The organism is Fusibacter sp. JL298sf-3, assembly GCF_053842995.1.
In genome coordinates, this window is record NZ_CM132608.1 from 1,729,776 (window position 1) to 1,744,062 (window position 14,287).

A 14,287-nucleotide genomic window follows, 5' to 3' on the forward strand; every position below is an offset into this window, starting at 1 on the left:
TGATTCACATGTGATAATGTCTTAAGTAATCAAACGTGATTTTGTCCCAAAAGATATAATGCTATAATAATACCTCAATGAATGAAAGCATCGAGGTAAATTAAATGACAAAGGTAGAATTACGTATGAATGAAAATCTAAAATATGAAATCATTAAAAAGCTCGTCGATACGAATGGCAATAAAAAAACAGCTTCACTTAAGCTAGGCTGTAGTATTAGAACGGTTAATCGATTAATCCAGGGCTATCGGTCAGAAGGGAAAGACTTCTTTGTCCATGGAAACCGTGGAAAGAAACCCGTTCACGCCCTGTCTAGCGAAACTAAAACGTTGATTTTAGGACTTTACAGGACCAAGTATCCCGATGCGAATTTCGCTCATTTTACTGAAATCCTAGCAGAGCAAGAACACCTTTTTCTTTCTCCAACTACTGTAAAAAATATCCTTATGGAACAAGATGTTTTATCTCCCAAGGCTCACAGGTCAACAAAGAGAGCCCTTCGTAAAAAATTAGAAGCCCAAAAGAAAAAGGCTACTTCTAAAAGGGACATGGCGATTATTCAGCACAAGATCGTTGAACTCGATGAAAGCCACCCTAGAAGACCTAGATCCGCCTACTTTGGAGAAATGCTTCAGATGGACGCTTCGGTTCACATCTGGTTTGGTGGCGTCAAAACCCACTTACACGCTGCTATAGACGATGCCACAGGGCGAATCGTGGGGGCTTACTTCGACCACCAAGAAACACTTAAAGGCTATTACAATGTCTTTCATCAAATTTTAACAACCTATGGTATCCCACACATGTTTTACACAGACAGAAGGACTGTTTTTGAATACAAACAAAAAAAGGCCCCTTCACTTGAAAAGGATACCTTCACTCAGTTTTCTTACGCTTGCCATCAACTAGGGGTAGATATAAAAGTAACAAGCGTTCCACAGGCCAAAGGACGCGTAGAACGCTTATTCCAAACACTACAATCACGACTGCCGATCGACTTAAGAAACGCAGGCGTATCAAGCGTAGAGCATGCCAACGAATTTCTGAACTCCTACATAAAGAAATTCAATGACAAGTTTGCTCTGCCTTTTGATAATAACAAATCTGTGTTTGAAACGCAACCGTCTGATGAAAAAATCAATCTAACGCTTGCGGTAATTGCTGAGCGCAAAATTGATACAGGCCATTGCATTAAATTTGAAAATCAATATTTTAAACTCATGGACGACAGAGGCCTCCCTATTTATTACCACAAAGGCACTCCGGCTGTCATTATTAAGGCTTTTAACGGCTGTTTGATGGCCTCTGTAAACGAGAACGTTTATGAACTCGAACTTATCCCTTCTCATCTAAGGAAATCTAAGAACTTTGATTTTCAGGACGAGTTCGAGGCTCTGCCTAAAAAACGCAATATCCCTTCTATGATACATCCATGGCGGAAGAGCGCCATCAAGAAATTTATCAAAACACACTATGCTCAACACAATTATACTTTTGAGGACATCATTAACACTCAAGAAAACTTTTTCTCCGCTAATTAACAAAGCACCAGCTTTTTACTGGTGCTCATGTTTCATTTATTTTGGGACATTTTCAAAAGTGATTGACAGTTTTATTAAAGATAAAATTAAAGCCACCCCGATTACGCATCAAAGTGACTTCAAACTGGTGATCCATCCGCGACTCGAACGCGGGACACCCTGATTAAAAGTCAGGTGCTCTACCGACTGAGCTAATGGACCGTAATATGGCTGGGGATACAGGATTTGAACCTGTGAATGACGGAGTCAAAGTCCGTTGCCTTACCGCTTGGCGAATCCCCAACATAAAAAAAAATGGGGCGACTGATGGGATTCGAACCCACGCATACTGGAGCCACAATCCAGGGTCTTAACCGCTTGACGACAGTCGCCATATCCATATGATTAAAGTGGTGCGTCAGTAGGGACTCGAACCCCAAACCCCCGCCTTAGAAGGGCGGTGCTCTATCCAGTTGAGCTACTAACGCATAAAGTTGGTCGGGGTGGCAGGATTTGAACCCGCGACCCTCTGGTCCCAAACCAGATGCGCTACCAAACTGCGCTACACCCCGTCGCCAACTGACGAATTTTATTATACATGAACCCCCATAGCCCGTCAACTCTTTTTTTCACTTTTTCTCGCACTTTTTTTACAAACTGCTCATACTTTCTTTACAATCGGAGGTGTTCAAAACTTATAGAACCCGCTACAATAGTTATAATTCCAGCACTTTCAGTTTCCCCCAAAACGGGTTTTGACAAACTGCCGGGATTAAAAAAATGCTTATTATTTTCTTCAAAATACACCGGAATATGCGTATGACCAAAACAGACCACGTCAATTTCTTCTTCCAGAGCCGTGTAATAAAGGCGGGTTAAATTAGACTTCACACCGTACAAATGACCATGTGTTAAGAAAATTTTATAACCGCCACGCTCTAAAAGCAGCGACGCCGGCGCCGTCGCACCGGGGTCGCAGTTGCCTTTTACCGAAAAAACCGGTAAGTTGAATAAATTGGAAATCTCTTTCACATCTTTGGCGTGGTCACCGAGGTGCCAAACCTCTTGAACATCTGGGGCCAATTGCGCTTTTAACTTATAGGCCCCTCTAAAAATGGCATGTGTGTCGCTTATGACCAATATCTTCACGATCTTTCCAACAACCTTTCTTTTAATAGGTTAAGCGCCCGTGCACGATGACTCAGCGCATTTTTCTCACTTGCGGACAACTGAGCAAATGTTTTGCCCACTTCATCACAGAAGAACAGCGGGTCGTAACCAAAACCGTTCTCGCCCATTGGCTTGGTGCCGATGGTTCCCAGCACTTCGCCCCGCGTCTCTATAACATCGCCTTCTTTTGTAAGCAGTGTCAGCACCGTTACAAATCGGGCTTTACGCTCTTCCCGAGGAAGGTCTTTCAACGCACTGAGCAACTTGAGGTTGTTTCGTGCGTCGCATTTCGGTTCACCTGCATAGCGTGCAGAGTATACACCGGGTGCCCCGTTTAAGTAGTCCACCTCGAGCCCGCTATCGTCTGCCAGCACCCAAGCATCGACTTTCTCTGCTACTGCTCGCGCTTTAATCAGTGCGTTTTCCGAAAAAGTCGTTCCCGTCTCTTCAATGTCCATATCGCCTAAACCAATGTCCTTCATACTGAGCACATCGTAGCCGAGCGGCGCCAGTATCGACTTAATCTCGTCGACTTTGTGGGCGTTGTTAGACGCCAACACCACTTGTTGACGCACGGGCATCACAGCGGCTTGTGCCTCAATCAGCGACTGAACGCCCTTGCTGCCGAGCTCTAGAAGGGTCATAAGTTGCGCTTGCGTAAACGGACGTTCTTCGCCTGTCCCCTGAAGTTCAATCCACTCGCCTTCTCCGGTCATAATGACATTCATGTCCACTTGTGCGCGTGAGTCTTCTTCATAGCACAGGTCGAGCATCGGCTCGCCGTCTACGATTCCCACGCTCACAGCAGCCACCTGCGTGCGAATAGGCGATGCCTTTAACGCCCCCGTCTCAATCAGGTGGTTCACGGCGTCGTTAAGCGCCACAAAAGCACCTGTAATTGACGCTGTACGCGTCCCGCCATCTGCTTGAATCACATCGCAATCAATCCAAATAGTGCGCTCTCCAAGCGCTTCTAAGTCGACTACAGACCTTAGAGACCTGCCGATTAACCGCTGAATTTCCTGGCTCCTGCCATCGATGCCCTTAGTATTTCTAGATTTTCGCGTTCCCGTCGACCCCGGCAACATGCTGTACTCCGCAGTCACCCAACCACTGCCTTTGCCTTTTAGAAACCCGGGAACTCTTTCTTCCACACTGGCCGTACAAATCACTTTGGTATGCCCCATTTCCACGAGGACCGCACCTGCCGGATGCATAATGTAGTTGCGCGTGAACACAACCGGACGCAGCGCGTCGTTTGCTCTTTGATCTATTCTCACTCTGGACTCCTTTTTTTATACGTTTAAAGACGAGCGATTGGAACAAACTGTCCCAACCGCCCTAAAATGTCACTATTTCAGATACACATGTACCGATTCCGCCATGGCCTTCGCCAGCTTTTGCTGGTAGTTGTCGGACATGAGGTTGCTTTCCTCTGTAGCGTTCGTCATAAAGCCGAGCTCTACGAGGACGGTTGGCATGGTACTGTTTTTAATCACCACATACCTCGGTTGTGGTTTGGCGCCACGGTTGGTTGCCCCCGTTGCACCGATGAGTTTCTTCTGCATAATATCGGCCAATTTCTTGTCTTCTGAATCGCCGTAATACACTTCGATACCGTTTGCACTAGAAGACTTGAAGCCGTTGGCGTGAACGCTGACAAATACGGCGGCATTCATGCTGTTGGCAATTACCGGACGGTCGTACAAGTTGACGTACTCGTCTTTCGTACGCGTCATGTACACGCGGTAACCGAGTTTTTCAAGCTCGAGCTTCAACTTCATAGACGTTTGAAGAACGACTTCTTCCTCAGTGCCTTTAGAGCCCACAGTGCCCGGATCGTTGCCGCCGTGACCTGGGTCGATAACGATTAACGTACCGCTGTTATTGACGTTTGTCGGTTTGTTTTCAAACAGGAAGCCGACGCTGTTCTCGTAGACGATACGCTGCTTTGTAACGCCCTCGTCGAGTTTCGCCGTCACCACATAAACGTTGTTCACGAGCTCAACGCTTACCGATTTGACCAAGTTGTCGTTGATTTGCTCTGAAATCAAGTTGAGGTTGGTCGCCTCAGCCGGAATGCGCATCACGACTTTGCCTGCCGCCTCGTCGATGCTGACGCTGTTCTGGTACGAAGCGTCTTCTAAAGTGATGAGCATCTGCGAATTGTACGTATCGGTCTTCACATATTTGAACATGTTAATGGCGTCATCCGGTACGTACACGAGCACCCGCGTGGTGTCTTTAGGGTCTTGCTCAACGTAGTAGTTGTGCTCGTTTATCGGCTCCGAGAGCTTGATGGCGACGCGAACCGACTCGTAGCCGTAAGTGCTCTTCGGCAAAACCTCAGAGGTAATGCTCTTAATTTTACCACGGTTGATACCCGCGAGGTTTTCAAAAGTACTTTCCCTGTTGAGCACACTTTTTACAAGGTCCACATAGAGGGTATCCCCTTTAAAGTCGATGTTGTACGGCGCATTTTCTTCACCGGTGTCGATGACCACGGTGTTGGTTTCATAAACTTGTTGAACGTCGATTTTATCGACGGTATTAATGAGTCGAACCACCATTTCGCCGGTTTTGGCATCGTAGTAGATGTCGTGACCTTGGCGTTTGGATTTGTAAATGGTGACGCGCGTTCTCGCAGGTTCCGTTTCAGTCTGCTCCACTTCGACGCGGTTTAGGCCGAAAATGCCGTCGCCGATGTCGTAAGTCCACACGCCGTTTTTAAGTTTGCCGCCTTCCGGCATGGTAAATCGAGTATTCTGAAAGTCGATAACCGTTTGGTCGAGTCCGCCGACGTCGAGGCCTTTGGCTACAAAGGACGTGTAGTCGACTTCGCCACTGACTTTCAGTCTAATCTCCGGAAACGGTCTGCTCGTCGATGTCTTCCAAAAGAGGTCGACATTGCTGAGCACCTGTTCGGGCTTATTCACCGCTACAGTACGCGTGCTGCCAATCCAGCTCACATCCAGCCCCAACATCTCGGACACAAAACGCACCGGCACATAGGTGCGGGCATTGGAAGCCCCCTGAGTATCCTTATAGGTCATAATACGCGGCGCGACGCCATCCGGCAGCGGCACTTTTTTACCGTTTACAGTTGCGTTTGGGTTGCCGATTTGAACCACCACCGAGCGGCCCTCGGACTCAAACGCAATCTCTTTTGTCTGTTCGTACCATTTGTATTCGACGCCGACACTCTTAAAAATCGCCGCTATCGGCACGAGGACGCGTCCATCGATGGCAACGCCCGGTGTATCGGAAAAGACGTCCTTACCAAACACCGTCAAGGAGACGGGGTCGTAGGCGTCGCTCCGACCGGTTGAATGGTCGAATACCGTCACATAATCCAGTTCAGAATACTTGTTTGCAAAATCGATTCTAAGGGGCACAACAGCTGTTAAACAAAGTAAGAACGCGATTAACAAGCAACTTTTGGCTTTAAAATCTTTCATAGGGTAAGTCCTCTTTCCACCATCGTCCCTAGCCGACCACTCGATAGAGCTCGTCTGCATCGGGCATTTGAATAACTTCGACAATTTCAGTAACAGAATCCTCGCCGTAGACAATGTGCTTTTCGAGGTCTTCTGTTATCAGGCCCACTCTCGAATAGGGAATTTCAGCGCTGAGCAAAGCCTTCTCCAGAGAAGCGGCTTTGTCCGGTGCCACAGTGAAGACCATGACGCCGCTGGAAATCAACTTGAGCGGGTCGATGTGAAAGTGTTCACAGATCATTTGGGTTTCCGGTAGAATCTCAAATTTTTTATTGAAGACGCGACAGCCCTTGCCACTGGCATCACAGAGTTCGTATATAGCGCCCAGCACCCCACCCTCTGTGGCGTCGTGCATGGCGCTGACACCTATTTGTGCGCCAATTCGACCTTCGCTCAGAACACTGATGTCGTTGACGAGCGCCTTGGCACTTTCCAGTGCGCGCTTCGACAACACGCCGGTGAGTTCCGCTTCAAAATCCGTCGCTAGAATAGAAGTGCCTTCAAGTCCCGGATGCTTGGTCAAGTAAATCATGTCGCCTGTCTGAGCACCGCCGGTTTTAATCAGATGCGAATGAAAAACGCGCCCGATTGCCGTTGCAGAGGCCACGGGTTTCGTCACGGCAGAAGTGACTTCCGTGTGTCCCCCGAGAATCTCAATGCCCAGTTTGTTCGCCGCTTCGTTGGCTTCCCTGAGCACGCCCTGTATCTGCGATTCTTCCGTTTCTTCCGGAAAGAGCAGAGTCAACATAATGCCGATGGGTTCTGCACCGCTTGAAGCGATGTCGTTGACGCAGATGTGTACAGCCAATCGGCCTAGATTTGAAGTCGATCCCGTAATCGGGTCTGTCGTCAACACGCAGGCCAAATCGCCAAAGGCAACTGCCGCGCAATCTTCCCCCACACTTGGTCCAATGAGTACATCCGTTCTTACTTTTTTTATTTCTCCAAGGACGATTTCTTCTAGTACGTCGTTTTTTAATTTTCCTACTTTCATCCTACACCTCACACCTTTCGGGTCTATTATATCATACAGTCATGTGTGGACAACTGAATTTACCGCTTTGTAATGAACTCTTCAAATTCCGCTTCAGAAAGAACCGGCACGCCGAGTGCCACGGCTTTCTCAGCTTTTGAACCCGCTTTTTCCCCTGCGATAACATACGAAGTCTTTTTCGACACACTACCGGTCGCCTTTCCGCCGAGGGCCTCTATACGCGCTTTCATTTCATCGCGAGAATAGTTCTCCAAAGTTCCCGTAATGACAAATGTCAATCCTTCGAGAACAGGGACTTCTCCACTGTCCTCCGGCGCATCTTCTTCCAGACGCATCCCAAGCGCTTCAAAGTCCACGAGCATCTCTCGCGTCTGTTCCAGTTCAAAATAGTGAATAATGCTCTGCGCCATTTTCTCCCCGATTTCATCAATTGCCGTAAGGGCCTCGACATCCGCAGCTGCCAGTGCCTTCACCGAGTGAAAGTTCTGCGCCAACGTCTTGGCCGCCTTTTCACCAATAAGGGGGATTCCAAGCCCTGAAAGCAACTTGTGGATGGGGTTCGCCTTGCTTTTTTCTATGTTTTCGAGCATTTTTTCCACCGACTTTTCACCGTACCCGTCTAGCGCCATCAGCGCTTCTCTATGGGATTCGAGACGATAGAGGTCGCTAATGGTCTCGACGTAGCCGTGTTCAATTAAAGTCTCTACGACAGCTTCGCCGACGCCGTCGATGTTCATGGCACTTCTGGAAACGAAGTGGGTCAATAGGCGCTGTATCTTAGCCGGACACACATCGTTAACGCAGCGCAGTGCCGCTTCCCCTTCCTTGCGCACCGTAGGCGACTCACATACCGGACACCTTTCGGGCAGTCGATAGGGCTCAGCGTCTTCCGGTCGCTTGTCTAAAGCCACTTTAACCACTGCGGGAATCACATCCCCCGCCTTCTGGATATAGACGTAGTCGCCGATTCGAATGTCCTTTATGTCGATGTAATCCTGATTGTGGAGCGTCGCCTTACCTATGGTAGAACCCGCGAGTTTTACCGGTTCCAGTACCGCCAGCGGCGTAATGACGCCCGTTCGCCCCACTTGCGCTTTGATGTCTTCTATTTTTGTGAGCGCCAGCTGCGCCGGAAACTTATACGCAATCGCCCAACGCGGACTCTTTTGCGTCGTCCCCAGCTTTTCACGCTGGGCAAAATCGTCGACTTTGACGACGAGGCCGTCGATTTCAAAGGACAGACCGTCCCGTTCATCCACCATCTTTTCACAGTAGGTGTACACGGCTTCCATATCGTCAAAACACGCCATTGGCGCCGTCTTGAATCCCAAGGCATCGAGCTTTTCAAAGGCGGCGCTCTGCCCGTGGATGCCTAGGCCTTCTGCGCCTCTCAACACGTCGAACACAAAAATGTCTAGCGGTCTCGATGCCGCAATTTTAGAGTCCAGCTGTCTGAGAGAACCCGCCGCGGCATTTCGCGGATTGGCAAAAGGCTCTTTACCTGCGAGGGTCTGAGCTTCGTTGAGCTTGGCAAATCCCTTTTTCTGCATAAAAACTTCGCCGCGCACCAAAAAGGAGGCCTTCTCTGGAAGCCCTACCGGCAGCGTGCGTATGGTTTTTACATTTTCAGTGACGTTTTCCCCTGTGACACCATCGCCGCGAGTGGCCCCCAGCGAAAGCACACCTTCTGTGTAAGTCAAGCCGACTGTTAGGCCGTCGATTTTGTACTCCACCACATAGCGCGGCGCCTCACCAAGTTCTTTGCGCACCCGCCGGTCAAATGCCATGAGGTCTTCGGCATTGTAGGCGTTGTCAAGGCTGAGCATCTCCACTTCGTGGTCTACTTTCTCAAAGGCGCTTAAAACAGCGCCACCCACTTTATGTGTAGGTGAATTGGGATCGTCGTATGCCGGATACGCTTGTTCCAATGCCATCAACTCGCGCATCAGTGCATCGTATTCGAAGTCCTCGATTTCCGGTTGATCGAGGACGTAGTAAAGGGCGCTGTGCTTGCGAATCGTCGCCCTTAGTGCTTCTATTTTCTTTTTAATCTCTTCCATTGAATTCATCTTACCCCATCTTTTTAATCGGTGCCACTGCGGCGCTCAGTTTTTTTATACCGTGCGCATCAAAGACGATGGTCATGAGGTCGCCGTCTTCTGCCACTGCGATAACAAGCCCTGAGCCAAATACTTTGTGCATGACTTTGTCCCCCATTTGAATGCGCTCACTCGGCACCGTTTCTTTTGGTTTTTGAGGCGGCATGCGCTTCGCCGACTTCAACTGAAAGTACGACGACGTCTTCTTCTTGGCCTCTTTAAAAACCGCTTTCTCCGCTCTAGATTCTACCCCTTCTAAGACGTCTAAATCCATTTCGGCTAAAAATTGACTCGGTTGGCGTGGCTCAAACCTACCGAACGTGTTGCGGTGCTTGGCATGTGTCACATATAAAATTTGTTCCGCACGCGTAATGCCCACATAGCACAATCGGCGCTCTTCTTCCATTGCCTCGTCGTCGTCCATGGATCTGAACGATGGAAACAGTTGGTCTTCGAGACCCACGAGGAAAACCACCGGAAACTCGAGCCCCTTCGACGCGTGAAGGGTCATAAGGAGCACCCCTTCTTGTGTTTCGTCGATACCGTCCTGGTCACTTCTCAGCGATGTCTCCGCCAAAAAATCTCTCAAATTCGGAGACTCGGAGCGCTTTTCAAACTCCTCGATAACTGTTCTGAACTCGTAGATATTGTCGATGCGGGCATCGGCTTCTACACTGCGTTCCAGTTCGTATCCGGCAATAATCCCCGTCGCCGTCATGAGCTCGTCGAAAATCTGGGTGATAAAATGACTCTCCACCATTGAGGTGAGCGACGCAATCATCTTAGTAAACCCTTCGATGTTCCCTTTGGTCTTCCCGGTTATCCCGTCGATTTCTTCTACGTGGCGCACGGCGTTTAAGAGGGATAGCCCTTCGCGCCGAGCGTAATCCTGTATTTTTTGAATCGTCTTGTCGCCAATGCTACGCTTCGGCTCGTTGATTACCCTGAGAAAACTCACATCGTCAAATGGGTTGACCAGCAGTTTAAAGTACGCCATAATGTCCTTGATTTCTTTGCGGTCGTAGAACTTGGCGCCGCCGATGACTCTGTAGTGAATGCCCTGATACATCAGCGCATCCTCAAACGCTCTGGACTGGGCATTGGTTCTATAGAGAACAGCAAAGTCAGACGCCTTAAATTCGCCTTCGCGCAGGCGCTTTTGTATTTGATCCACCACGTACCGCGCCTCGTCTTTTTCATCGTAACCGCCATAATAGTGGATTTTCTCGCCTTCCTCCGCATCTGTCCACAAGTTTTTCTCGCGTCTGTTCGGATTGTTTTTAATAACGCTGTTGGCCAGCGAGAGGATGTTCTTCGACGAGCGGTAGTTCTGTTCGAGTTTGTAGATCTGCGCCCCCATGTAGTCTTTTTCAAACTCTTGGATATTGCGCACATCTGCGCCTCGCCATCTGTAGATGGACTGGTCACCGTCGCCGACGACAAAGAGGTTTTCGTGCTTTGATGAGAGCATTTTAACGAGCTCGTACTGCGCGCGGTTGGTATCTTGATACTCGTCGACGTGGATGTATTGGAACCTATTTTGATAGGTACTGAGAATCTCCGGAAACTTCTTAAACAGCTCGATGGTTTTCAGGAGCAAATCGTCGAAGTCCATTGCTTGATTGGCCAAAAGGCGCTCTTCGTAAAGCTTATACAGCTGAATGAACTCACGCTCTCTAAAATCCCCTTCGTACAGTTTTTCATACGCCTTGGCATCGACCATATCGTTTTTTGCCGCAGAAATTTTAAACTGATAGTGTTTAATCGGCGTGTGCTTTTCATCGATGTTCAGCGTCTTGTAGCAGTTTTTCAAGAGCGCCTTTTGATCGGTGGTATCGTAAATGACAAAGTCGCTGCCATAGCCGATATGTTGACCGTCGCGTCTTAAAATTCTGACGCATATGGCGTGGAAAGTGCCCACCCACATCTGACGGGTCACCGGCCCGACCAGCGACTCAATACGGCTTTTCATCTCGCTCGCCGCCTTATTGGTAAAAGTAATGGCCATGATTTTTGAAGGAAAGATATCATGCCCTTCGATAAGGTTGGCAATTCGATGTGTTAAAACACGTGTTTTTCCGGAACCCGCGCCCGCCACAACAAGTATCGGCCCTTCAATGGACTGGACCGCATCACTCTGTACTTTATTCAAACCTTTTAACAACATACTGCTGCCTCCGTTTCTATAGTCTGGTGCGCTGTACGCTTTCCATACCTAAGACAAATCATACAGCACACGAGGGCACTTCCCCGTATGATTACAACAACAAATTAACCAGTAGGCCTTTGATCTCGCCCACTTTTTTTAAGATATTGATTTCTTTGTGTTCGCGCTTTAGAATCAAGTTCGTCAACTCGACGAGTTTGGCGTCCACTTCGGACACCGTTCTGAGAACCTTGGCGCGACCGACTCTTGAAAAACCGCGTTTTTCACTGATTTCAAACCCATCGCTCACCACTTCGTCTATAAAACTCTTGATGAGTTTTTTGTACTCGTAGAGGTTTTCTACCGTTCTGTTTTCCAGCAGTTGCTGGCCTTTTACATCAATGATGTCCAGCGCCTTTTGAAGCGCCTCTTTTTGACGTTCGTGGTCTTTATGCGCCAACACCTCTGTAAACTTAATCAGCGGCACCTCTGATGTGGAGACGTTTTGAACGGGGCGTTTTCCGGAAGTTTTGGCGCTTTTAGAGGTCTTGTTGACTTTCATCTTTCCGGCTCCTTTCACCTTCCATTTGCTCCACACAAGTGGCCACTGCTCCAATTATCGCGTAGAGCTGCGCGGGAAGCGCCTCTCTCAAATCGCCTTTGAGTCCCTTGGCCACTCGGTTTTCGTCTTCTTCTATAGGCATCTTTTGAGCTTTTGCGCCCTCGATGACTTTTGCGGCGTAACTGTTAAAATCCGCCGCGTTGTCATAGCGCTCGTAAGCTGTCGAAATCGTCTTTTTCATATTTTAAAATCAAACCCTTTCTCATCGCCTTCTGTTTGACGCGGTTGCGCTTTCGTCTCTGCCTCAGGCGCAGCACCTGTGCCCTCGTAGGCGATGGTGCCCAGTGTCAGGCCGGCGGCTTCCAGAACGTCTTTAAGCGGCTCAAAATAAGGCGCAAGTGCCGCCCCCGACTTCGATGCCACTGTAATGTCACATTGACCCATAACCGTTTTGACTTTAATCCCCACCTCGCCAAAGCGCTGTGTGTTCACGCCAAAGAAAAGCGCCGTGTTCTTATAGTCCATAGTCGCGCCGTTACGCGCGCCGTTCAGGTAGATTTTCATCTCGCCGAGACTGCCGTCGGAAAGAGCCACCGGGTAGTTAAAGTAGTGCATGCCGCGCTGTCCACCGGACTCCTGCTGATTCATCGACTGCTGTCCAGAGAGATTGGTTAACTGCCCTTCTGCTTTTTCCACTTGTCTCGCATCGATTTCGCTCTTCATTAATTTTAACAGAATTTCTTTTACATTGTGATTAAAAAAATCTTGATTTTTTTGCACGCGACGACCTTCTAGAGATTCTGCCACTTCCACTTCGTGGTTCAACCCCATGAAGCGGAGGGTGTCCAGTGCGTCCTTGGCCTGTCTCACGCCGTTTTCTCCCTGAAGCACTTGAAGTTGTCTGGCGATGAGCTGTTCCGCTCTAGGCCCGCCGTTTTTCGACTTAAAAGCCGCTTCGAGCATTTCACCTTTTTGAAACGCGAAAGCCTGAACCCGCTTGACACTCGGTTCAAATGTCATTTTGCCCACGGTCTTTTGCACTTTTTCCACAAGTGTACGTGCCGACGCCACATCGCCCTTTTGGATGAAAGTACGCGCTTTGTCCAGTTCAGCAGAAGCCGCAAGTAAGTCGCGCTCCATTTTCATATCGGTAAACAAGGTTACATTGGTCTTTAAAATCACTTTATCCAGCGCTTCAATCGTCGTCTGAATGTTTTCTGCGAGTTTTTGCGGTGGTACCGACGGTTCCAGCAACGGGGCAACTTGCTCTTGAAAAGCTTTAAAATCAGTTTTTGCCTGTATCGTCTTTTCCGTCGTCACTTCTACCAAAAAGAACTTGTGGTCAAATGTATCTTCTAAGAGCGCCCCCATGTGTTCAAGTCGCGTCAACACTTCGTCCAGTGCCGTCGCCACTATAGACGCCGTCTGTTGATCCGAGCTTTCAAAAGCCGCCTCTAAAGGGGCTTTATCTTCACCTTCATTTGTTGCCGTCGGGTTCACCACCCGACCGCCGGCGGCGCTTTCATTTGTAGGCACCGAGGGTTGAGGGTTCACTTCCACAGGCGCTTCCACAGGCACCGTGTTCGGCACTTCCGGTGCCGATGCTGTCGCCGACGTTTCTACCCCCAGAGCTTCAAATGCCGCTTTAACCGCTTTTTGAAGTTCTGAAACAGGCATATTCTGAATCATGTTTTTAAGGGTCTGCACCAACTCGCCAAGTGTCATCGACTCGGCTTTTGCGCCGTCGACGCCCAAGAATTTTGCAAAGTGCTTCAACGTGCTCGACAGCACTTCCCTCAACGGAATGCCCTTCCCCAGTTGCTCTAAGAGCAAGTCTTTAACCGCCTCGGGAAGTTTTAGCGCCACAACCCATGTCTCGGCATCGCTTTCGGCAACAGCCGTTTCAGCCGGTTCTTCTAAGAGCACGGTAAAATCCGTCGCCCCTTCTTTCAGGGCGGCGTGTACGTCGTTGAGCTCAGACGCTTTCACATCAAGGCCCTTTTCAAGCGTCGTTTCCAGCGTCTTAAGCTTGTCGGTCTCTGTACCCTCAGCTCTATCGAAGAAGGTCTCTACTTCTTTTATTTTAGCGTTGTCCAGCGGCACTTTGTGCTTCTCAAAAAGGCGTTCGATTTTGTCCATCGGCAAATGACTGCGCGATGCCGTCGCCTTTTTTTCCGCCGCAGTTTCAGCTTGTCTGTCTTTCTTTGTAACCGGACTGCTCACCAGCCCCTTCATAAGTCCTGTAATTTTCATATCATCACCTCTTTAAAGGTATCGGCAAAACGCCACTTTCGCCTTA

Annotated in this window: 10 protein-coding genes, 5 tRNA genes and 1 pseudogene; 1 reads left to right on the forward strand and 15 read right to left on the reverse strand. The window is 48.9% G+C overall.

Going from position 1 to position 14,287, the window contains the following annotated elements:
* The first annotated feature begins 125 nt into the window (after positions 1-125).
* On the forward strand, positions 126-1,541 hold the full coding sequence (locus ACR6HW_RS08370) for an ISNCY family transposase (RefSeq protein WP_455730852.1): 1,416 nt from the start codon (positions 126-128) through the stop codon (positions 1,539-1,541).
* 125 nt (positions 1,542-1,666) lie between these two features.
* Here the strand turns inward: ACR6HW_RS08370 and ACR6HW_RS08375 are convergent.
* The 15 genes and pseudogenes from ACR6HW_RS08375 to ACR6HW_RS08445 all read right to left on the reverse strand — a co-directional run bounded on the left by ACR6HW_RS08375 (position 1,667) and on the right by ACR6HW_RS08445 (position 14,241).
* Positions 1,667-1,742, reverse strand: a tRNA-Lys gene (locus ACR6HW_RS08375).
* 6 nt (positions 1,743-1,748) lie between these two features.
* Positions 1,749-1,823: transfer RNA gene (locus ACR6HW_RS08380), tRNA-Gln, on the reverse strand.
* 13 nt (positions 1,824-1,836) lie between these two features.
* A tRNA-His gene (locus ACR6HW_RS08385) sits at positions 1,837-1,912 on the reverse strand.
* 19 nt (positions 1,913-1,931) lie between these two features.
* A tRNA-Arg gene (locus ACR6HW_RS08390) sits at positions 1,932-2,008 on the reverse strand.
* 7 nt (positions 2,009-2,015) lie between these two features.
* Positions 2,016-2,092 (reverse strand) — tRNA-Pro (locus tag ACR6HW_RS08395).
* A gap of 100 nt (positions 2,093-2,192) precedes the next feature.
* Positions 2,193-2,669 carry a metallophosphoesterase family protein gene (locus ACR6HW_RS08400; protein ID WP_455730687.1) on the reverse strand — a complete coding sequence of 159 codons (477 nt, stop codon included), beginning with the start codon at positions 2,667-2,669 and terminating at the stop codon, positions 2,193-2,195.
* Complete coding sequence (locus ACR6HW_RS08405; RefSeq protein ID WP_455730873.1) at positions 2,666-3,271, reverse strand: XTP/dITP diphosphatase; 606 nt, start codon at positions 3,269-3,271, stop codon at positions 2,666-2,668. Before ACR6HW_RS08405 ends, ACR6HW_RS08400 begins: the two co-directional genes overlap by 4 nt.
* 9 nt (positions 3,272-3,280) lie before the next feature.
* A pseudogene (gene rph, locus ACR6HW_RS08410) lies at positions 3,281-3,970 on the reverse strand (ribonuclease PH); the annotation flags it as partial.
* A gap of 72 nt (positions 3,971-4,042) precedes the next feature.
* The gene (locus ACR6HW_RS08415) at positions 4,043-6,148 is read right to left on the reverse strand and encodes an N-acetylmuramoyl-L-alanine amidase (RefSeq protein ID WP_455730688.1); all 2,106 of its coding nucleotides are present in this window, start codon (positions 6,146-6,148) and stop codon (positions 4,043-4,045) included.
* A 28-nt stretch (positions 6,149-6,176) separates the two neighbouring features.
* Positions 6,177-7,181 carry an AIR synthase family protein gene (locus tag ACR6HW_RS08420; RefSeq protein WP_455730689.1) on the reverse strand — a complete coding sequence of 335 codons (1,005 nt, stop codon included), beginning with the start codon at positions 7,179-7,181 and terminating at the stop codon, positions 6,177-6,179.
* Between the two features lie 59 nt (positions 7,182-7,240).
* Positions 7,241-9,241, reverse strand: a complete 2,001-nt coding sequence (gene ligA / locus ACR6HW_RS08425; protein WP_455730874.1) for an NAD-dependent DNA ligase LigA — start codon at positions 9,239-9,241, stop codon at positions 7,241-7,243.
* A gap of 10 nt (positions 9,242-9,251) precedes the next feature.
* Positions 9,252-11,447: a DNA helicase PcrA gene (gene pcrA, locus ACR6HW_RS08430; RefSeq protein ID WP_455730690.1), complete on the reverse strand. Its 2,196-nt coding sequence runs from the start codon at positions 11,445-11,447 to the stop codon at positions 9,252-9,254.
* A gap of 91 nt (positions 11,448-11,538) precedes the next feature.
* On the reverse strand, positions 11,539-11,988 hold the full coding sequence (locus ACR6HW_RS08435) for a YaaR family protein (protein WP_455730691.1): 450 nt from the start codon (positions 11,986-11,988) through the stop codon (positions 11,539-11,541).
* The gene (locus ACR6HW_RS08440) at positions 11,966-12,229 is read right to left on the reverse strand and encodes a hypothetical protein (protein WP_455730692.1); all 264 of its coding nucleotides are present in this window, start codon (positions 12,227-12,229) and stop codon (positions 11,966-11,968) included. The genes ACR6HW_RS08435 and ACR6HW_RS08440 overlap by 23 nt, the downstream gene beginning before the upstream one ends.
* A complete protein-coding gene (locus ACR6HW_RS08445) occupies positions 12,226-14,241 on the reverse strand; it encodes a hypothetical protein (protein WP_455730693.1) in 2,016 nt (671 codons plus the stop codon). The genes ACR6HW_RS08440 and ACR6HW_RS08445 overlap by 4 nt, the downstream gene beginning before the upstream one ends.
* Between the last annotated feature and the right edge of the window lie 46 nt (positions 14,242-14,287).